The organism is bacterium (assembly GCA_026414725.1).
Taxonomy (GTDB): domain Bacteria; phylum Ratteibacteria; class UBA8468; order B48-G9; family JAFGKM01; genus JAAYXZ01.
Window position 1 is genome coordinate 47,193 of record JAOAIL010000002.1, and the last position, 20,499, is coordinate 67,691.

The following is a 20,499-nucleotide window of genomic DNA, read 5'->3' on the forward strand; positions in this document are numbered from 1 at the left end:
TTGATATACATTTTACAATTTTTATTGTTTTTCAATTGACGCCAGGAGGAAAAAAAATTATAATAAAACTTTTCAATTAAAATTGAAACTATTAAAAAGAAAAGGAGGTTAAAAAATGGCAGTAAGTTATAAAGAACTGGGGCTTGTCAATACAAGAGAACTATTTAAAAAAGCATTAGCAGGTGGTTATGCCATTCCTGGGTATAATTTCAATAATATGGAGCAACTACAGGCAATTATTACTGCCTGTGCTGAATGTAATTCACCTGTGATACTCCAGATTTCTAAAGGTGCAAGGCAATATGCAAACCAGACACTTTTAAGGTATATGGTTCCTGGAGCAATTGCTATGGCACGAGAAATGGGAAGTAATATACCCATTGCCTTAAATTTAGACCATGGAGATTCTTTTGAAATATGTAAAAGTTGTATTGATTACGGTTTTTCAAATGTTATGATAGATGGCTCTGCACTTCCTTATGAAGAGAATGTTGCAGTTACTAAGAAAGTAGTTGAATATGCCCATGAAAGAGATGTAACTGTTGAAGGAGAATTAGGCGTACTTGCAGGTATAGAAGAACATGTCTCTTCTGAAGTAAGTCATTATACAGACCCAGAAGTTGTTGAGGACTTTGTAACAAGAACAGGAGTAGATAGTTTAGCCATCTCCATTGGTACTTCACATGGTGCATATAAATTCAAAGTAAAACCGGGAGAATCAATCCCACCATTAAGATTTGATATTCTTGAAGAATGTGCGAGACGACTTCCTGGATTTCCTATAGTACTACATGGTGCATCTTCTGTATTGCCTGAATACATAGAAATAATTAATAAATATGGTGGAAAACTGGAAAACACAGCAGGTGTTCCAGAAGAACAAATAAAAAAAGCGGTTTCAATGAATGTCTGTAAGGTAAACATTGATTCTGATGGACGATTAGTAATGACAGCAATGATAAGAAAATATCTTGCTGAAAATCCTAAAGAATTTGACCCGAGAAAATATCTTGGTCCTGCGAGAGAAGAATTGAAAAAGATGTATATTGAAAAATGTAAACTCCTCGGCAGTGCTGGCAGAGGATAAACATAACTAAAAATGGAAAAGATAGGGGTTCTTACTACAGGGGGGGATGCTCCTGGAATGAACGCTGCTATAAGAGCAGTAGTAAGAACAGCATTAAGTTATAATCTTGAAATCGTAGGTATTGAAAAAGGGTTTAAGGGACTGTACGAAAAAAACTTTATAAAACTTACTTCAAGAAGTGTAAGTGGTATTATAAATAAAGCAGGGACTTTTCTAAAAACAATAAGATTTCCTGAGTTCAGAGAATATGAGATTAGAAAAATTTGTTATGAACATTTACAGGTTGAAGGTATTGAAGGACTTGTAGTAATAGGGGGAGATGGCTCTTCCAAAGGAGCATATTATTTATCTATGGATTTTAATTTCCCTGTTGTTCTTATCCCTGCCTCTATAGACAATGATATTTTCGGGACTGACTATACCATTGGTTTTGATACTGCAGTCAATACTGCTGTCTCTGCTATTGATAATATAAGAGATACCGCCACAAGTCATAATAGAACATTTGTAGTTGAGGTAATGGGAAAAGAAAAAGGGAATCTTGCACTTGAAGTTGCACTTGCTTGCGGCGCTGAAATAGTATTGGTACCGGAAATTAAAATACCTTATGAAAAAGTAGTTCGTCTTCTCAAGGAACAGGAAGAAAAGGGAAAAGAAAGTTCTATTATTGTCCTTGCTGAAGGAGCGGGTAAGGCAGAAGAATTAACTGCTTATTTAAAAAAAGCACTCCCTGAAAGAGAAATAAGATATTCTGTATTGGGATATATCCAGAGAGGTGGTACCCCAACATATCTTACCCGTACACTCGCTACAAGATTTGGAGTATCAGCAGTGAATCTTTTAATGCAAAAAAAATATCCGTATATGATTGGAATTAAAGGGAATGAGATAGTGTATGTTCCACTAAAAGAAATAATCTCTACGCAGAAACCCATTTCAGAAGCATATTTAGAAATAATAAACAGAATGGCAATATAGGGGGGAAATATGCGAAGTGATAACATAAAAAAAGGTCTTGAGAGAACACCACATCGTTCACTTTTAAAAGCAATAGGGTTAACTGATGAAGAAATAGAAAAACCTATAATTGCAGTTGCTAACTCTGCCAATGAAATTGTTCCAGGACATATCCATCTTAACAAAATAGCAGAATCTGTAAAAGCAGGTATAAGGATGGCAGGAGGAACTCCCGTTGAATTTTCTACTATAGGTGTATGTGATGGAATAGCAATGGGCCATACAGGGATGAAATACAGTTTGGTCTCAAGAGAAATAATCGCTGATTCTGTTGAGATTATGCTTCAGGCACATCAATTTGATGGAGTTGTAATGATTGCTAACTGCGACAAAATCATCCCAGGTATGTTGATGGCTCTTTTAAGAGTGAATATACCAGGTCTTCTCGTAAGTGGTGGTCCTATGCTTTGTGGATTTTCCCCTTCAGGAGAAACAATAGACCTCATCTCTGTTTTTGAAGGTATTGGAAGATTTGTAAAAGGAGAGATAAATGAAAAAGAATTAAAAATTATAGAAGATATAGCGTGTCCCGGTGCAGGAAGTTGTTCGGGAATGTTCACTGCAAACTCTATGAACTGTCTCGCAGAAGCAATTGGGCTTGCTCTTCCAGGAAATGGAACTATACCAGCAGTAACATCAAAAAGGATACGACTTGCTAAATATGCTGGTATGAAAGTAATGGAATTAGTAAAAAAAGATATAAAGCCAAGAGATATAACAACTCTTGATGCTTTTAAAAATGCAATTGCAGTGGATATGGCAATAGGAGCATCAACAAATACAGTACTGCATCTTCCAGCGATAGCAAAAGAAGCAGGAATTACCCTTTCTCTAAATCTCTTTGATAAAATAAGTAGAAAAATCCCTAATATATGTAAAATATCTCCTGCTTCTAAACAGCATATTCAGGACCTTGATGCAGCAGGAGGCATACCTGCTGTAATGAAAGAACTTGCTTCCAATAATCTTTTAAATACAGAACTTCTAACTGTAAGTGGTAAAACGGTAAAAGAAATTGTACAGGACGCTCAGATATTCAACAGAGACGTAATACGTAGTATTGAAAATCCATATTCATCTGAAGGCGGAATTGCAATTTTAAAAGGTACTCTTGCTCCCGAAGGAGCAGTAATTAAACAATCAGCAGTTTCAGAAAAAGCAATGAAATTTTCAGGACCAGCAATGGTCTATGATTCCGAAGAAGAGGCAATGAACGCAGTTATGAAAGGGAAGGTAAAAGAAGGTGTCCTTATTGTAAGATACGAGGGTCCCAGAGGAGGACCAGGAATGAGAGAAATGCTCTCCATTACATCTGTAATTTCAGGTAAAGGATTAGATGAAAAAGTTGCACTCCTTACTGATGGACGGTTCTCTGGTGGTTCAAGAGGACTCTGTGTAGGACATATAAGTCCTGAAGCTGCTTCTGGAGGACCTATAGGACTTGTAAAAAACGGAGATATAATTGAAATAGATATAAAAAATAGACGTCTTGAATTAAAAGTAAATAAAGAAGAATTAAAGAAACGAAAAGAAACATGGAAAGAGAAAACACAAAAACTTGAAGGTGTTCTTGCAAGATACAGAAAAAGTGTAAAATCTGCAAATACAGGAGCAATTCTTGATTAAACGGGGGAAAAATGCTTGAAAGAGAATCGGCATTAAAGGGAATTATCAGCAAAGGTGTTAGATATGTTGCAGGCAGAGAAAGAATAAATCCTGAAACGCTTGCAGAAAAAGTAGCAGAAGGCAAAGTTGTTATCTTAAAACACAGAAACACATATCTTGGAATTGGGGATTCTCTCAGAATAAAGATAAATGCTAACATAGGCACATCTCCTGATATAGTAGACATACATTCTGAAATCGAAAAATTAAAAGCTGCCTGTAAATATGGAGCTGATACTGTAATGGACCTTAGCACAGGTGGAGATATTGATAAGATAAGAAGTACTATTGTTGAAAGAAGTCCTGTCCCTATAGGAACAGTTCCTATCTACCAGGCAGCCATTGAATCCGTAGAAGAAAAAGGTGCCCTTATTAAAATGGATACTGAAAAACTTTTTGAAGTTATTGAAAGACATGCTGAAGATAAAATATCCTTTACCACACTTCACTGTGGGATTACCTTCAGAACACTTGAACGACTGAGAAAAAACCCGAGAAAAACAATGGTGGTGAGTAGAGGAGGAGCATTTCTTATAAGTTGGATGATTGCAAATGAAAAAGAGAATCCCCTCTATGAACATTTTGATAGAGTTCTCGAAATTGCCAGAAAGTACGATTTAATATTAAGTTTGGGTGATGGTATGAGACCAGGCGGTATTGTAGATGCAACTGACAGTTCTCAAATAGATGAACTCTTAACCCTCGGGGAGCTAACAAGGAGAGCATGGGACAATGGAGTTCAAGTAATTATAGAAGGACCTGGTCATATTCCACTCAATGAAATACCAGCAAATATCACCCTTCAGAAAAAGGTATGTAAAGGTGCTCCTTTTTATGTACTTGGTCCATTGGTTACGGATGTTACCCCAGGCTATGACCATATAACATCAGCGATTGGGGCAGCTGTTGCAGGGTGGTATGGTGCTGATTTTATATGCTACGTTACACCGAGTGAACATCTCGGACTTCCAGGGGTTGAAGACGTAATTGAAGGAACTATTGCAGCAAAAATTGCGGCACACAGTGCTGATATAGCAAGAGGACTAAAGGATTCTGTAGAATGGGACTGTAAAATGTCACTCGCAAGAACACAGAGAAACTGGCAGGAAGAAAGGAAACTTTCTATAGACCCTGTTAAGTTTGATAGAATTCATAGGAGATACAAAACGACAGAAAAAGATGTATGTACTATGTGTGGCAAATATTGTGCTATTAAAACAGTAGAAAAGTATCTCGGAGTGAAGATTATTACCACCTGTTAAAATGAGAAGAATCAGAGTATACGGAGAAGATATCTTAAGGAAAATGGCAGAAAAAGTTAAAAATATAGATGAACAAACTATTAAATTAATAGAAAGTATGAAAAAAACACTTCAAAAAGTACAGGGACTTGGTCTCGCTGCTCCTCAGATAGGTATTTCAAAAAGAATATTTATTGCTTTTGATAAAGAAACCAATAAAATAATAACTGCTATAAATCCTGAAATAGTATGTATTTCAGAAGAAAAGGAAATTGATATAGAAGGATGTTTAAGTTTTCCTGAAATATATTTTTCAATACCACGGGCGAAAAAGATAAAACTAAAAGCATTGAACGAGAAAGGGAAAGAATTTTTTATTGAGACAGAAGGACTCTTAGCAAGATGTTTTCAGCATGAAATAGACCATCTGAATGGAAAGTTAATTATTGATTATGTCAACATAGAAGAAAAAAAACTCTGGCAGGAAAAATTAGATAAATTGCTTAAATCAGATTAAAAGATTAAAAATATATCTTACAATAATCTTATAATCTATAAAACATTATGATACCTGATTTTTTTATCTCTTTTGATACGGAGAAGTTGCAGTTAGAAGAAGTGGATTTTCTTGTTGTAGGTGGTGGTATAGCAGGATTGATTGCTTCTCTTGAACTAAAAAATTTCAAAACACTTATTCTTTACAAAGATGGACTTTCAGAAACCTGTACTTATAATGCACAAGGTGGCATTGCTGGTGCAATAGCACCATGGGATTCTCCTGAACAACATAAGAAAGATACTCTCAATACAGGCTGTGGACTTTCAAATGAAGAAGCAGTGGATATCCTTGTCAAAGAAGGGATAAAAAGCATAAACGAAATCATCTCTTCTGGACTCACATTTGATAAAGAGGGTAATGATTATCACTTTACGAGAGAAGGTGGACATTCCTGCCGTAGGATTTTACATATAAATGGTGATGGAACTGGTAAAGCAATTGCAGAATTCTTATACAAAAAAGTATCCGTTGAAAAAAATATAAAAATTCTTCACTCTCATTTTCTTATAGACCTTATCTCTGATGAGAATAAAGTGGAAGCCGCTCTTGTATATGATGAAAAAAGGAAAAAAGTGTTTATTATTAAAGCAAAAGCATTTATACTTGCTACAGGTGGTGCAGGTAATATATTTCAGGAGACTACTAATCCTACCGTTATTACAGGTGATGGTATCGCTATTGCATATCGTTGTGGAGCAGAACTTATGGACCTTGAATTTTATCAGTTTCATCCAACAACCTTTTATCAGGCAGGAGCTCCACGCTTCCTTATATCTGAAAGTATCAGGGGTGAAGGTGGTATTCTGATAAATTCAAAAGGTGAAAGGTTTATGTCTAATTATCATCCTATGAGAGAACTTGCTCCACGTGATATAGTAACCAGAGCAATTATAGACCAGATGAAACTAACCGGTTCAAACTGTGTATATCTTGACCTGAAAAATATAAACTATAATCTTAAAAAACGTTTTCCTTCTATCTATAATTTTTGTAAAGATTATGGTATTGATATTCAAAAAAACCCCATACCTGTTAGACCCTCCGCTCATTATTTTATGGGAGGAATAAAAACAGATATATGGGGAAAAACCTCTATTGAAAACCTTTATGCCTGTGGAGAAACTGCCTGTACAGGAGTTCATGGTGCAAATCGTCTTGCGAGCAATTCATTACTTGAAGGACTTGTATTTGGTACGAGAGCAGGTAAAAGTGCCTTGGAAAGATCAAGAATTAAATCTCATACATTTAAGCGAAAATATTTATTCCCTCAAAAAGCTGATATATACATTGATAGGGAAGACCTTAAAAGGTCTATAAGAAGTTTGATGTGGCGCAATGTAGGTATTGAAAGAGAAGAAACTTCTCTCAAAAATGCAGAAGATAAAATTACTGATTGGATGAGATATGCTTTCTTAAAAGAATTTTCAGATACTACAGGATTTGAGACACTTAACATGCTCATACTCTCTATGTTAATTACTAAAGTATCTCTTTTAAGAAAAGAAAGTAGAGGGGCACATTTCAGAAAGGACTATCCAGAGCAGGATAATAAACACTGGAAAAAACATATAATCATAAGTAAAAAAGGTGTTAGATACGAAGAGGTTTAAAAATGAAACAGAAACAATTAGAAAGAGTTAAAGATACCAAACAACCAGTTGAGAAACGTATAAAAAATTTCAATGAGGTTGCACTTGGATATACAGAGGAACAGGCGATTGCTGAAGCAAGTAGATGCCTTCAATGTAAAAAAGCACCCTGTATAAAGGGCTGTCCAGTAGAAATAGATATACCGGGTTTTATAAAAAATATAAGCGAGAAGAAATTTCAGGAAGCACTTGAGATAATATACAGAACAAATCTTCTACCTGCAATATGTGGAAGGGTATGTCCGCAGGAAACACAGTGTGAAATACTCTGTACACTTGCAAAAAAAGGGCAACCAATAGCAATAGGTAAACTTGAACGATACATTGCTGATAAAGGAGAACAGAATTTTAACTGTTCTATAATTACCAGCAAGAACATCCAAAATAGAAAAGTAGCTATTATCGGCTCAGGTCCAGCAGGACTTACATGTGCTGTTGAACTCGCAAAATGTGGAGTAAAAGTAACTATATTTGAAGCACTACATACTCCGGGAGGTGTTTTGACATATGGAATCCCTGAGTTCCGATTGCCAAAAGAAATCGTTAAAAAAGAGATAGATATTGTTAAAAAATTAGGAGTGGAAATAAAAACAGATGTCATTGTAGGAAAAACAGTTACTATAGATGACCTTTTCAACAGTGGTTATGAAGCAATTTTTATTGGGACAGGTGCTGGACTTCCTTCATTTATGGGTATTCCGGGGGAAAATTTTTTACGGGTATATTCAGCAAATGAATTTCTGACAAGAGTAAATCTTATGAAGGGATATCTCTTCCCTGAATATGATACACCGGTATCTATAGGTAAAACAGTTGCTGTTATAGGTGGTGGAAATGTCGCAATGGATGCTGCAAGATCTGCCTTAAGACTAGGGGCAAAAGAAGTTATTGTCCTTTACAGAAGAACAGAAAAAGAAATGCCTGCAAGAAAAGAGGAGATTGAACATGCAATGGAGGAAGGAATAAAATTTATTTTTCTTGTTCAGCCACTTGAAATAATAGGAGATGAAAATGGATATGTGAAAGGAATAAAAGTAATCCATAATAAATTGGGAGAACCAGATGAAAGTGGCCGACGGAGTCCTATCCCTATTGAAGGCACAGAAGAAATTATAAATCTTGACTCTGTCATTGTTGCTATAGGACAGAATCCCAGTCCATTGATACCTTCAACATATAAACAAATAAAAACAGGCAAAAAAGGAAATATTATTGTAAATGAAGCAACAGGCGAAACAAACATTCCTGGTATTTTTGCCGGTGGAGATATTGCTACAGGAGCTGCTACTGTTATAAGCGCTATGGGCATGGGGAGAAAAGCAGCACAGAGTATAATAAAATATCTTGAAAATCGTGAAAAAAAATAATAAAGAATGTTGACATAGAAGTAACAATAGGGTTTAATAAAAAAAAGAGGATTCTCCTCTAAAGGAGGTTTTATGACAGGTGGAGTTTTAATAATAGGATTTGTGGTTTTTATTTTTTTAGTAAATGCTATAAAGATAGTAAATGAATATGAAAGAGGTGTTATATTTCGCCTCGGCCGGTTGATGGGTGCACGTGGACCAGGACTTTTCTTTATTATTCCCATTGTAGAAAAAATGGTAAAGGTAAGTTTAAGAACTGTAACATTTGATGTAACCCCTCAGGAAGTAATGACAAAAGATAACGTCCCCATAAAAATCAATGCTGTTGTATGGTTCAGAGTAATGGACCCTGCAAAAGCGGTTGTAACTGTAGAAAATTATCATCTTGCTACAATGCAATTAGCACAAACAACACTGAGAGGAATTGCAGGACAATTTGAATTAGACCAGATACTATCCGAAAGAAACACAGTCAATCAACAACTTCAGCAGATAATAGATGAACAGACAGACCCATGGGGTATAAAGGTCAGTATCGTTGAAATAAAGGAAGTGGAATTACCTGAAACAATGAAACGTTCTATGGCAAGACAGGCAGAGGTTGAAAGAGATAGACGCGCAAGGATTATCAATGCAGAAGGGGAATATCAGGCATCTCAAAAACTTATGGAAGCGGCAAAAGTTCTCGCTTCTGAACCGATAGCCATACAGTTAAGATTTATGCAGACAGCAAGCGAAATTGCTGCAGAGAAAAACTCAACTATAATTTTCCCTCTTCCTGTAGAACTGTTGAAATTCTTTGAAAGCAATAAAAAATAACCGGATTATTATGACTGACTTTAAAACTATTGGTATTGTGGGACTTGGTCTAATTGGGGGTTCTTTAGCACTGGAGATAAAAAAAAGAAAAATTGCGGAAAAAGTTATTGGATTCAGTAGAAAATACTCAACTCTTGAAAAGGCAAAAGTAGATGGATTAATAGATGAGTATTTTGTGGATTTTGAGGAAGGAATAAAAAATGTTGACTTCCTGATAATATCCACACCAATAAATGTCATTAAGGACTACTTCTTAAAAATAAAAAGAATTAATCCTGACATTCTGATTACAGATGTTGCAAGTGTAAAAAACAAGATAGTAAAAGATGCCCTTGAAATTTTAGGTAAAAACTCAAATTTTGTTGGTTCTCATCCCATCGCTGGTTCTGATAGAAGTGGAATATCTGCTGTACAGGAAAATTTATTTGAAAATAAATTTGTTATTATAACTCCTTCAGATTATACAAAAGAAGAAAATATTTTAAGGGTTAAAAAATTCTGGACTGCTGTTGGTTCACAAACAATAATACTTTCTCCAGAAGAACATGACAGATTACTTGCACTGACAAGTCATCTACCTCATTTTTTAGTTTACCTTTTACTATCACTTATGTATGAGCAAAACATAGATGCTCTTTTACCCGGTATAGGAACAGGATTTTTAGATACTACACGAATTGGAAAGAGTTCTCCAGAACTATGGGCGGAGATATTTATTGCTAATAAAGAAAATATTTTAAACTATATCTCTATATTTGAGAATAACTTATCTGAAATGGTAGATATTCTAAAAAAAGACGATATACAAAAACTGACAGAGAAACTTTTAAGTTTTAAAAAAGTTAGGGATGAATTGGATGGAAAGAGACAAAATATTCAGAGGAATTAAAAAGATAGTTATAAAAATAGGAACAAATGTCTTAACCTCATCAAATAACCGTCTTGATTTATCTATCATTGAACACCTTGTTGAGCAGATATGCTATCTTATAAAAAATAAGAAAGTGAAGGTAATAATCGTAACATCCGGTGCAATAGGAGCAGGTATGCAGATTCTCGGATGGAGAAAAAGGCCAAAAGAGATTTCTAAACTTCAGGCAGCTGCAAGCGTAGGACAGAGTAGGTTAATGAGGATATACGACAGATTATTCAGGGAAGAGGGAATAAATGTAGGGCAGATTTTACTTACGCGGGATGTCTTTACTGTACCTGTGAGAAAAAACAATGCCAGGGAAACAATACAAAACCTACTCAAACTGAACGCTGTTCCCATTATCAACGAGAATGATAGTGTGGCTGTTGATGAAATAAAAGTTGGAGATAATGATATCCTTTCTGCATATGTCGCTGACCTTATATCAGCAGATATGCTCATGATAATAACCGATGTTGATGGTTTAAGCTCTTTTGACCCAAAAGAAAAATCCAACAGTAAAGTTATAGATCTGATTACTAACATTTCTATGGCAGAAAAATTAGTAAAAAACAGCAACCCATCAGGATATGGAACAGGAGGGATGAAAAGTAAAGTTACAGCGGCAAAGTATGTTACAGAAAAAGGCATTTACTGTATTATATTAAATGGAAAGAAGTTGTGGAGTATAAAAAAGGCATTCAAAGGAGAAAAAATAGGGACGTTTTTTATTGCTAGACGTAATTAATAAAAAATGGAAAGGGTAAATATGGGATGGAAAGAAGAGACGCTTGAAAAAGTAAAAAAAGCTAAATATTCCTCATTTAATGCATTAAACTATACATCTGCACAAAAAAATAAGTTTCTTGATACATTATCTATAAACATTTCCAGGAATCAGAAAAAGATACTATCTGCCAATAGTAAAGATGTAGAAAACGCTTTAAAAAATAAATATTCTTCCGCTTTTATTGACCGACTTACCCTGACGGAAGAAAGAATCTCTAAAATTCTTAAAGGAATAGAAGTAGTTAGAAATCTACCAGACCCTGTAGGAGAAAAAATATCTAAAACAACAAGACCAAATGGATTGAAAATAGAAAAGATAAGAACACCTATAGGAGTTATAGGAATTATATATGAATCAAGACCGGATGTTACTATTGAAGCAGGTATATTATGTTTGAAATCAGGAAACTGCGTTATTTTAAAAGGTGGAAAGGAAGCAAGATATTCTAATAAAATTTTAGTATCATTAATGAAAAAAAGTTTAATAGAAACAGGTCTTTCCGAAGATATGGTTCATCTTATAAGTACAGGTGGAAGAAGAGCAGTAAAATTGCTGCTCTCTCTTAATAAATATATTGATTTAATTATCCCGAGAGGTGGAGAATCTCTTATTAGGACTGTTGTTGAAGAAAGTACTATACCTGTAATCAAACATTATAAAGGTGTATGTCATATCTATGTAGATAAGGACGTAGAAATAAATATGGCTCTGAAAGTATGTTACAATGCAAAAGTCCAGAGACCTGCAACCTGTAATGCAATGGAGACGTTATTAGTACATAAAGATATCGCTCCTTCTTTCCTTCCTTTAATGGCAAAGATGTTCAGTGAAGCGAAAGTAGAAATGAGAGGATGTGAAAAAACATTAGAAATTTTACCAGATATACGTAAAGCAACAGAAGAAGATTGGTCTACAGAATATCTTGATTTGATAATCTCTATTAAAATAGTGGAATCACTTGATGAAGCAATAAACCATATAAATACATATGGAACAATGCATTCAGAAGCAATCATTACAAACAATAAAGCGGCAGTAGATAAATTTTTTAAAGAAGTAGATGCAGCTGCACTCTTCCACAATGCTTCTACCAGATTTACTGATGGAGGAGAATTTGGCATGGGAGCAGAGATAGGTATAAGTACTGACAAAATCCATGCACGTGGTCCTATGGGACTGGTAGAACTTACTACCTATAAATATCTCATTTATGGTAATGGGCAAATCCGACAGTAAAAAACACAAAAGAATAGGAATATTAGGAGGGTCTTTTGACCCAATACATATAGGACATCTGATCATTGCAGAGAAAGCGAGAGAGGAATTTTCTTTAGAAAAAATAATTTTTATTCCTGCTGGTATACCACCTCATAAAAGGAAAACATTTACACCTGCCCAGCACCGACTTGAAATGATAAAAATTGCTTTAGAAAATAATAAATTTTTTGATGTAGATGATATAGAAATACGAAAAAATGGACCTTCGTATACATACAATACTATTTTATATTTGAAATCAAAAAATCCTGACACAGAAATTTTCTTTATCACAGGGGAAGATATTTTTTACGAATTAACAACATGGTATAGATACAGAGACCTCGTAAAAAATGTTATTTTCCTCGTTGCCCCACGAAAAGAGAAAAGAAAAAAAATTCTAAAAATACCCTATCTGAAGTATAAATTTATCCATTCTCCTCTAATTGATATTTCCTCTTCATATATAAGGTATTGCCTTGTTAAAAATGAGAGTGTAAAATATTTAGTTCCAGAGAACGTAATTAAGTATATAAGGAGCCATAAACTCTATGAAAATAGAAGAATTAAGAGAGAAAATAAAAGAGGTAAATGAAAAAGCCGAAAGGGAACTGACTACTATCAGAGAAGATGACGAACTTGAAAGATGGAAGATAACTTATCTCGGAAGAAAAGGAATAATTAATAATCTTTTCGCTCTACTTCCACAGATTGGTTATGAAAGTAAGAAAGAAGCAGGAATGTTGATAAATAACTTAAAAAATAAACTCAATAATGTCTATGAAGAAAAAAAGATTAACACACACACGGTAAAAAAAAGTAAAATTAATCTTTCCTTCCCTGGAAAAATACCTGAAACAGGTTCTTTACATCCAATCACTATTATATCCAGAGAAATAACTGAGATATTTATAAAGATGGGATTTGGAGTCGTCACAGGACCTGAAATTGAAACTGACTATTATAATTTTGAAGCACTAAACATTCCTGCGGAACATCCATCAAAGGATGTATGGGATACTTTCTATATTAATGAAAAAGAAAAAATTCTTTTAAGAACACATACAAGTCCTGTACAGATACGAGTTATGGAAAAAACCCAGCCTCCTTTTAGAGTTATTGCTATAGGTAAATGCTTCAGAAGAGACGATATTGACGCTACACACAGCCCTGTATTTCATCAGATAGAAGGACTGATGGTTGATAGAAATATAAACTTTACCCATCTTAAGGGTATTTTAACCCATTTTATAACGGAGATGTTTGGAAGTGATGTAAAAGTAAAATTTACTCCTTCCTTTTTCCCCTTTACAGAACCGAGTGCTGAGGTAAGTATATCCTGTAATATATGTAAAGGAAATGGATGTTCAACATGTCATAATGCTGGTTATATAGAAATACTCGGATGTGGAATGGTTCATCCTCAGGTATTCAGAAATGTTGGTTATAACACCGATGAATTCACCGGTTTTGCCTTTGGAATGGGAATTGAACGCTTAGCAATAATAAAATTTGGTATAACTGACATAAGATATTTTTTCCAAAACGACTTACGGGTTTTGAAACAGTTCGACTGATATTGACAAATACTATATGAATCTGTGTAATTATCTAATCTTGGAGTAGGTATGAGATACTCTTACAAATTAATAAGTGAATATATTGATGGAGAAATCTCTCCAGATAAATTAATTTATTATCTGGAGATTCTCGGTTTAAACCCTCTGGAAATAGAACGAAGTGAAGACGACGTTATCTTTGAACTTGAAACTCCAGCCAACAGAGGTGATCTACTAAGTTTAATTGGTATAGCGAGAGAAATCGTGCCATTTACTGATAGTTCTATTAAAATACCTCATTCAATATTTGAAGAGACCTCTAAAAAAAGTATACCTGTGAAAATTGAAAGTGAAAATGATTGTTTCTATTATTCCTGTCGTGTCATAGAGAACGTTTCTGTAAAACAAACAGATAAAACCTTAAAAGATAAAATAGAAAAACTTGGATATAGAACCTGTTTTAATGTGGTTGATATATCAAATTATGTAATGGCAGAAACAGGACAGCCACTGCATATATTTGACCTTGATAAAATAGAGGGAAATATAGAGATAAGGAGAGCCAGAAAGGACGAATATTTAGTTACAATTGATGGTAAAAAAAGAACTTTAGATGAGAATATTCTTGTAATAGCAGATTCACACAAAGTCATTGCTATTGCAGGAATAATGGGTGGACAAAATTCTGAGGTTAATATTAACACAAAAAATATCCTGATAGAAAGTGCACTTTTCAGTCCAGTAGTTGTGAGAAGGGGGAGTAAAAGAATGGGACTTATTACAGAAGCATCAGCAAGATTTGAAAGAGGTATATCAAAAGATATTTGCAAGATGGGAATGTCAAGGGCTACCTTTCTTATAAAAAAGATATGTAAAGGTAATATAGGTCCTCTATCCGAATCCAGTGATAAAAAAATTTCATTACCAGATATAAAGTTTGATATGGAAAAAATGAATAAACTTGCTGGAATTGAAATTGAAGAAAACTTCGTTATTGATTTGTTGACTTCTCTCGGTTTCAAATATAAGAAAGATAAAAAATTTTTCGTTGTAAATCCCCCTTCTTTCAGAAACGATATCAAAGAAGACATTGATATAATTGAAGACGTTATTAAATACAAACGGTTTGAAACATTTCCCTCTCGTATTCCTTATGCTTCTATACAAGCAACATCTTCCTCCCCTGAAATAGAAAAATTAGAAAAGATACGGGATATATGTATACATCTGGGCTTCACAGAGGTAATCCATATGGGACTTACATCTAAAGAGAATATTGAGTTGAGTGAAAAAGTAACACCTGTAGAAATAGAAAATCCCATATCTTCAAACCTTAAATTTCTACGGACAAGTTTGATACCTGAAATGCTTGAAACAATAAAATTTAATATCTATCATGGAGCAGAAAGTTTCAATCTTTTTGAAATAGGTAAAATATATTACAAGAAAGAGTCTTCTTTCAAAGAAGAGCTCAGAATTGCTTTTATAAGTGTAAATTCAGGAGATTTCTTCACCCTTAAGGGAAAATTGGAAAAGTTTTTAAACAAACTTCATATAAATAATATAGAATTTAAAAGAGAAGAGGGATTGTTCTCAATAGAAAACAATCTTGAAATCTATCTTGATGGTATATCCATAGGAAATCTCTTCATTCTTTCAGACAAACTCAGGGATAAATTTGACCTTAAAAATGAAGTATATGGTGGTGAAATAAATTTAGAAAGTATAATGGGAAAGGTATGTTTCAAAACTTTTTTCAAAGAGCCAGCCAGATATCCTTCTTCACGTAGGGACTTTTCATTTATCTTCCATAAAGATATAGAATGGAAAGAAATAGAAAATACCATATTATCTTTAAACCTCCCAGTTGAAAAAATAGAATTTTTTGATTTATATAGAGATAACAATATGTCAAAAGATAGTATAAGCATAAGTTTCTCTGTGTTTTTCAGGTCTGCCACAGAAACACTGGCAAATGAAGACATTGTGAATTTTTCAAGAAAAATTATAGAGAATATCTCTTTGAAACTTAAGGGACAATTGAGAGGTGCAGGTGGAGAAACTTGAAATTCTCGGCAAAAAATATAAGATACAGTCAGATATTGCATCTGAAGAGATTATAAAGATGCATAGCGAAATTGTGAAACGATTAAAGGACCTCTCTTCTGAATATCCAACATTAGATAAAATAGATATTCTTGTTCTGTATGTAATTGAATTAAAAAAAGAGATAATTGACAAAGAAAAACAGATTCAAAAGGGAAAGAACAAACTGGAAAGTATAAGTAAAAAAATTTCCCTGATTGAAGAAAAAATTAAAGAGAATATAAAAAATCTTGACAGATTTAGGAAGGTATTATAAAATTTGAATTCTGAGATGTTATATAGAATAAATAATTGCGGGGTGGAGCAGTGGTAGCTCGCCAGGCCCATAACCTGGAGGTCGACCGTTCAAATCGGTCCCCCGCAACTATAAAGGTGTTAATTTAAAAGGAGTAATTGTGATAAAGGGTAGTAGAAAAGCACTATCTATTGATATCGGAAGTACTAAAATCAGAGTGTGCGATTTGGAAATCTCCAGCCATGGACCAATTATCTCCTATTACGATGAAATGGACATCCCTGTTTCTCCTGCAGAAAGAGAAGAATTTATAAGTACTGAAGCAAAAAACTTTATAAAAAATCAACATGCAAAATCATTTTATGTATCACTACCTGGAAGAGGTGTACTTGTTAGAAGTTTAACTGTACCTAAAGTTCCATTAAAAAAACTGAAAGATATACTTAAGTATGAAGTGCAACAACAGATACCTTTCCCTCTGGAAATGGTAGAGTGGAAATTTCAAATTATAAGTGAAACCGCACAGAGCTATAATGTTTTATTAGGGGCAGTCAAGAAAGATATTATAAGTGATTTCCTATCCAGGTTGATTACCTTTGGTATAGACCCTTTATTTCTCGATGTAGACCACTTTGCTCTCCTTAATATTTTTATGTCCTCACCAAAATTTTCTCCCGAGAAATGTCAAGCAATTCTTGAGGTGGGTGCCACTTCTTCTAACTTTATTATTATTTACCGCGAAAAAATGCTCATACGTTCACTTACTACATCAGGAGATACAATAACAAATGCTATATCTGAATCAGAATCAATCTCTTATGCTGAAGCAGAAGGGAAAAAAATCACAGGCAATATACAAATTCCTGGGGTTAAAACAAGTATTGAAAGTTTACATACAGAAATACAAAATTCTATTGACTACTGGAGATTTACTCAGAAAGGGCCTGAATTGGAAGAACTATATCTATGCGGCAGAGGTGTTCTCTTAAAAGGATTTAAGGACTTCCTTCAGGAAAAATCTAGAATACCCACATTTTACTTTAATGTACTTTCTGGTATAGAGGTTGATGAAGAATATACTAAACTTCGCTCTTCAGAAACAGAACTTACTATCTTATTAGGCATTGCTTTAAGAAAAATCAGGAAAACAACGGTAAATATTGACCTGCTTCCTGAAGAAGTAGAAAGGGTTCGTGAATTTAGATATAACCGACCTTATATTTATCTATCCGCTGTTATGGCAGGTCTCATAGCAATTACTCCAACTCTTTTTTTCAACCAAGAGAAATCAATGTTAAAAGGTATACTTACCGAAATGGATGTTTCTCTAAAACAGTATGAAAAGTATAAACCTGAGGTAGATAAATTAAAAGGAGAGATAGCAGGAATAAAAGGACAGGTAGAAATTATAGAAAAAATTATTAATGAAAAGGATATCTGGTTAAGACGTATTGTAACACTGGGTAGTGCTCTTCCAAATAGTAGAATATATATCGTTTCTTTTATACCTGGACAGGGAGCAGGTGCACCTGCATCAACGCCACAGGAAACACCAGCTGCACCACCGGGACCGCAACCGGGACCACCCACACCACCTGGAGTTCCTCCACCAGGACCTCCTTCTGCACCAGCGCCTGTTCCAGAAGCAGTCGCGCGGAGTGCGGAACAACAGCCAGCAGTTGATATAAAAATAGAAGAAGAGAAAGTATTTACTTTAAATGGAGAAGTAATAGTAACAGATATAAAGACAGCATTCAGTGATTTTAGAACATTTGTGACTAAACTGTCTGAACTTGATTTTATAAAATCGGTTAATATAAGTTCCTGTGAAGTTAGTCAAACAAAAGATAAACTTCAATTTTCTTTACTGGTAGAAATCAAATGAAAAAGATAAAAAGTTTTTTAAAAAAATTTTCGCTTTTACTTTCTCTAATAGTAGTGATAGGCATAATGGTAGCAGGATATTTTTTGACAAAAAAGACACGGATGGAGATAAAGAAATTAGAAGAAGAAATAAAAACCAAATATTCTCAGATAAATGCCTATGAAACAGGAAAGGAAGAAGCACCCTCTCCTGAACTGATAGCAAAACTAACAAAAGAAAAAACATATCTTGAAAAGAAGTTCAATTTCTTTTTAAACAATTTTTCCACTACATATCCTGTGGTCCCAGAGTTTACACTTTATCCATCAATTGAATACAAAGAATTTCTTTATTTCTCCCAGGACCGTCTTTATAAAAAGGCAGAGAAGAGAAATGTTTTATTGCCCGGTTCTCTCGGCTTTCAAACAACAGGACTTGTTCCTCCTGAACAGATTCCAAAATTAGCATTACAGTTTGAAGTAGTAAAGGATTTAATAGGACTTATCATTGATGCAGGAGTAACCTATGTAGAAAATATATCCCCGGGAGAACCTCAACAGGTAGCATTCTATCAAGTATTACCTATAAAATTAGGAATAAAAGGTACAAGTAATGAAGTTATGAGATTCCTTAAATATATCGAAAATCCTTCTTCTTATTTCTTATTAAAAAATTTTTCTGTAACAAAAGAAAACGAAGGTTTATTTAAAATATCAGCAGGACTTAACGCTGTAATTATAAAGAAACAAGGAACAAAAGAATCTGAAGGATAAGAGAATGGAAGAAAAGAAAAGAAAAGCTGATATTATAAGAGAAGAAAAGAAAAAACAATTGCTGAATTTTATTGAGAAAAAGAAAACAAAAATTATGCCTTCTGAAAAGACAATACCCCCTATTCTCAATAGTAATCCAGAATCAATACCTCCAGTCAATAAAGAAGCGATTCCTAAAGAAATAGAGAAAACACATATGGAAGGGAGCAACAGACGGAAAAAGAGAAGAGATAAACTTCAAGAAATAAAAGAGATAAGAGAAGAGATAAAAAAGAAACGTGCATTAGCCATTCTGGAAAAGAAACAGAAAAAAGACGAAGAAAGAAAAAAAAGAAAGGAAGAGATACAACAGAAAAAATTAGAGGCACTTAAAAAGAGAGAAGAGAGTAGGCAAAAAGAAGAAAGAAAGAAAAGCACCTCCACTTTAACTCCTTCTGTAACAAATTCCAATCAAACAACAAGGAAAGAGGAACTTCTTGAATTTATCAAGAGAAGAAAACTTCTTTATGAGCAGAATAAGGGACGAAAGGAAATATTAAAACAGGCAGAAGAGAAGAAAGAAATTCCAGGGTATATAAAAGATTTAGAGACACCTTTACCTGCTGCTATTACTGCAAAAATTTCTGCTCTTTCCAGAGAAGCAAAGCAGACAGAAAAAGAAGCACAGAATAATCTCTCTTTTGCATCAGGAAATATAAAGCATTTTATCTCTTCATCTATAAGAAAGAAGAAAGAAACAAAGGTTGAAAAACCTGCTCCTTCTATAAATGATAAAAAAACCACAGTTAAATATAAAGAACCATTCCTTTTAATACCATTTATAAGAAGAAATATATTTAAATTTGTTTTTCTTATCCTCTTAATAGCATGGATCTATGAGATATTCTTTTTTATAGAGAGATTTCAGGACCCACAGAAACGTCTGTCAGATATAGTCGGAGAAGACGTATCTAAAGAAAAAACAGCTCCTATTTCTCGTACTGAGGAGAAAATCCCTTTAACTGAAGAGGAGTTTAAGTTTGCATTAAAGAAAGAAAAGATAGATATAGAAGGAAAAAGAGACCCATTTTCACCAGGACTCTTAACTATGCAGGTTTTTGAAAAACCAGAGATTACACGTATATCTCTCGCTCCAAAACCATCTGTAATATCTATATTAAGGCCTTCAAAGGTTGTCAGTGTAATTAAGGAAGAGAAGAAAATGGAGGCAGAAAAATTAAGTTCTATCTCTAAACCACAACCCCCATCTTATAAACCTATTCTAAAAGATAAGGAGTCCCAGATACAACCTATTCTTAGAGATAAGGGACCATCTCAAATACAACCGGTAGAAAAACCGGCGGAATCTCTTATTATGCCAGAAAAAAGATGTGACTTAACATACAGAGGACGGTTAGTGATAGAAGGTGTTGAATATCTGTTTATAGAAGGTAAAAATAAAACATACAGAGTGACAATTGGCGATGTGGTTGAGGGCTTCAGAATCATAAGAAAAGAAAAGGATAAACTCTATCTTTCAAAAGAAGGAATTATATACGAAATACCCGTTGATTGATAAGCAAAAACTTGATTTTAATAATTATAAGAGGTATTATATT

18 protein-coding genes and 1 tRNA gene are annotated in these 20,499 nt (G+C 34.0%); all 19 read left to right on the forward strand.

The window, feature by feature from the left end; genetic code table 11:
- Window positions 1-115: 115 nt before the first annotated feature.
- The 19 genes from N3D17_01450 (at window position 116) to N3D17_01540 (ending at window position 20,456) form a co-directional block, all read left to right on the forward strand.
- Window positions 116-1,087, forward strand: coding sequence for a class II fructose-1,6-bisphosphate aldolase (locus N3D17_01450; protein MCX8082054.1), 972 nt, complete (start codon window positions 116-118; stop codon window positions 1,085-1,087).
- A gap of 12 nt (window positions 1,088-1,099) precedes the next feature.
- A complete protein-coding gene (gene pfkA, locus N3D17_01455) occupies window positions 1,100-2,065 on the forward strand; it encodes a 6-phosphofructokinase (protein MCX8082055.1) in 966 nt (321 codons plus the stop codon).
- Window positions 2,066-2,074: 9 nt separating this feature from the next.
- Entirely contained in the window at window positions 2,075-3,730 is a 1,656-nt protein-coding gene (gene ilvD, locus N3D17_01460; GenBank protein ID MCX8082056.1) for a dihydroxy-acid dehydratase, read from the forward strand.
- A gap of 11 nt (window positions 3,731-3,741) precedes the next feature.
- The gene (gene thiC, locus N3D17_01465; GenBank protein MCX8082057.1) at window positions 3,742-5,031 is read left to right on the forward strand and encodes a phosphomethylpyrimidine synthase ThiC; all 1,290 of its coding nucleotides are present in this window, start codon (window positions 3,742-3,744) and stop codon (window positions 5,029-5,031) included.
- Window position 5,032: 1 nt separating this feature from the next.
- Window positions 5,033-5,527: a peptide deformylase gene (gene def / locus N3D17_01470; GenBank protein MCX8082058.1), complete on the forward strand. Its 495-nt coding sequence runs from the start codon at window positions 5,033-5,035 to the stop codon at window positions 5,525-5,527.
- Window positions 5,528-5,574: 47 nt separating this feature from the next.
- Window positions 5,575-7,179 carry an L-aspartate oxidase gene (gene nadB / locus N3D17_01475; protein ID MCX8082059.1) on the forward strand — a complete coding sequence of 535 codons (1,605 nt, stop codon included), beginning with the start codon at window positions 5,575-5,577 and terminating at the stop codon, window positions 7,177-7,179.
- Window positions 7,180-7,181: 2 nt separating this feature from the next.
- Window positions 7,182-8,585 carry an NADPH-dependent glutamate synthase gene (gltA, locus tag N3D17_01480; GenBank protein MCX8082060.1) on the forward strand — a complete coding sequence of 468 codons (1,404 nt, stop codon included), beginning with the start codon at window positions 7,182-7,184 and terminating at the stop codon, window positions 8,583-8,585.
- A gap of 72 nt (window positions 8,586-8,657) precedes the next feature.
- Entirely contained in the window at window positions 8,658-9,404 is a 747-nt protein-coding gene (locus N3D17_01485) for a slipin family protein (protein ID MCX8082061.1), read from the forward strand.
- On the forward strand, window positions 9,385-10,293 hold the full coding sequence (locus N3D17_01490; GenBank protein ID MCX8082062.1) for a prephenate dehydrogenase: 909 nt from the start codon (window positions 9,385-9,387) through the stop codon (window positions 10,291-10,293). The genes N3D17_01485 and N3D17_01490 overlap by 20 nt, the downstream gene beginning before the upstream one ends.
- A complete protein-coding gene (gene proB, locus N3D17_01495; GenBank protein ID MCX8082063.1) occupies window positions 10,262-11,065 on the forward strand; it encodes a glutamate 5-kinase in 804 nt (267 codons plus the stop codon). Before N3D17_01490 ends, proB begins: the two co-directional genes overlap by 32 nt.
- A gap of 21 nt (window positions 11,066-11,086) precedes the next feature.
- On the forward strand, window positions 11,087-12,343 hold the full coding sequence (locus tag N3D17_01500; protein MCX8082064.1) for a glutamate-5-semialdehyde dehydrogenase: 1,257 nt from the start codon (window positions 11,087-11,089) through the stop codon (window positions 12,341-12,343).
- Window positions 12,318-12,959: a nicotinate-nucleotide adenylyltransferase gene (gene nadD / locus N3D17_01505; protein MCX8082065.1), complete on the forward strand. Its 642-nt coding sequence runs from the start codon at window positions 12,318-12,320 to the stop codon at window positions 12,957-12,959. Before N3D17_01500 ends, nadD begins: the two co-directional genes overlap by 26 nt.
- A complete protein-coding gene (gene pheS / locus N3D17_01510; GenBank protein MCX8082066.1) occupies window positions 12,916-13,941 on the forward strand; it encodes a phenylalanine--tRNA ligase subunit alpha in 1,026 nt (341 codons plus the stop codon). Before nadD ends, pheS begins: the two co-directional genes overlap by 44 nt.
- Window positions 13,942-13,992: 51 nt before the next feature.
- On the forward strand, window positions 13,993-15,990 hold the full coding sequence (gene pheT, locus N3D17_01515) for a phenylalanine--tRNA ligase subunit beta (protein ID MCX8082067.1): 1,998 nt from the start codon (window positions 13,993-13,995) through the stop codon (window positions 15,988-15,990).
- Window positions 15,977-16,285, forward strand: coding sequence for a cell division protein ZapA (locus tag N3D17_01520; GenBank protein MCX8082068.1), 309 nt, complete (start codon window positions 15,977-15,979; stop codon window positions 16,283-16,285). The genes pheT and N3D17_01520 overlap by 14 nt, the downstream gene beginning before the upstream one ends.
- Window positions 16,286-16,321: 36 nt before the next feature.
- Window positions 16,322-16,393: transfer RNA gene (locus tag N3D17_01525), tRNA-Met, on the forward strand.
- Between the two features lie 31 nt (window positions 16,394-16,424).
- On the forward strand, window positions 16,425-18,149 hold the full coding sequence (gene pilM, locus N3D17_01530) for a pilus assembly protein PilM (GenBank protein ID MCX8082069.1): 1,725 nt from the start codon (window positions 16,425-16,427) through the stop codon (window positions 18,147-18,149).
- Window positions 18,146-18,901 (forward strand): Amuc_1100 family pilus-like protein, encoded by a 756-nt coding sequence (locus N3D17_01535; protein ID MCX8082070.1) that lies wholly within the window; start codon window positions 18,146-18,148, stop codon window positions 18,899-18,901. Before pilM ends, N3D17_01535 begins: the two co-directional genes overlap by 4 nt.
- A 4-nt stretch (window positions 18,902-18,905) precedes the next feature.
- Window positions 18,906-20,456: a hypothetical protein gene (locus tag N3D17_01540; protein MCX8082071.1), complete on the forward strand. Its 1,551-nt coding sequence runs from the start codon at window positions 18,906-18,908 to the stop codon at window positions 20,454-20,456.
- Window positions 20,457-20,499 lie beyond the last annotated feature (43 nt).

Bases quoted from the DNA above. Each gene is read 5' to 3' on its own strand.
- N3D17_01450 (MCX8082054.1), top strand. From the start codon at position 116: ATGGCAGTAAGTTATAAAGAACTGGGGCTTGTCAATACAAGAGAACTA.
- pfkA (MCX8082055.1), top strand. From the start codon at position 1,100: ATGGAAAAGATAGGGGTTCTTACTACAGGGGGGGATGCTCCTGGAATG.
- ilvD (MCX8082056.1), top strand. From the start codon at position 2,075: ATGCGAAGTGATAACATAAAAAAAGGTCTTGAGAGAACACCACATCGT.
- thiC (MCX8082057.1), top strand. From the start codon at position 3,742: ATGCTTGAAAGAGAATCGGCATTAAAGGGAATTATCAGCAAAGGTGTT.
- def (MCX8082058.1), top strand. From the start codon at position 5,033: ATGAGAAGAATCAGAGTATACGGAGAAGATATCTTAAGGAAAATGGCA.
- nadB (MCX8082059.1), top strand. From the start codon at position 5,575: ATGATACCTGATTTTTTTATCTCTTTTGATACGGAGAAGTTGCAGTTA.
- gltA (MCX8082060.1), top strand. From the start codon at position 7,182: ATGAAACAGAAACAATTAGAAAGAGTTAAAGATACCAAACAACCAGTT.
- N3D17_01485 (MCX8082061.1), top strand. From the start codon at position 8,658: ATGACAGGTGGAGTTTTAATAATAGGATTTGTGGTTTTTATTTTTTTA.
- proB (MCX8082063.1), top strand. From the start codon at position 10,262: ATGGAAAGAGACAAAATATTCAGAGGAATTAAAAAGATAGTTATAAAA.
- N3D17_01500 (MCX8082064.1), top strand. From the start codon at position 11,087: ATGGGATGGAAAGAAGAGACGCTTGAAAAAGTAAAAAAAGCTAAATAT.
- nadD (MCX8082065.1), top strand. From the start codon at position 12,318: ATGGTAATGGGCAAATCCGACAGTAAAAAACACAAAAGAATAGGAATA.
- pheS (MCX8082066.1), top strand. From the start codon at position 12,916: ATGAAAATAGAAGAATTAAGAGAGAAAATAAAAGAGGTAAATGAAAAA.
- pheT (MCX8082067.1), top strand. From the start codon at position 13,993: ATGAGATACTCTTACAAATTAATAAGTGAATATATTGATGGAGAAATC.
- N3D17_01535 (MCX8082070.1), top strand. From the start codon at position 18,146: ATGAAAAAGATAAAAAGTTTTTTAAAAAAATTTTCGCTTTTACTTTCT.
- N3D17_01540 (MCX8082071.1), top strand. From the start codon at position 18,906: ATGGAAGAAAAGAAAAGAAAAGCTGATATTATAAGAGAAGAAAAGAAA.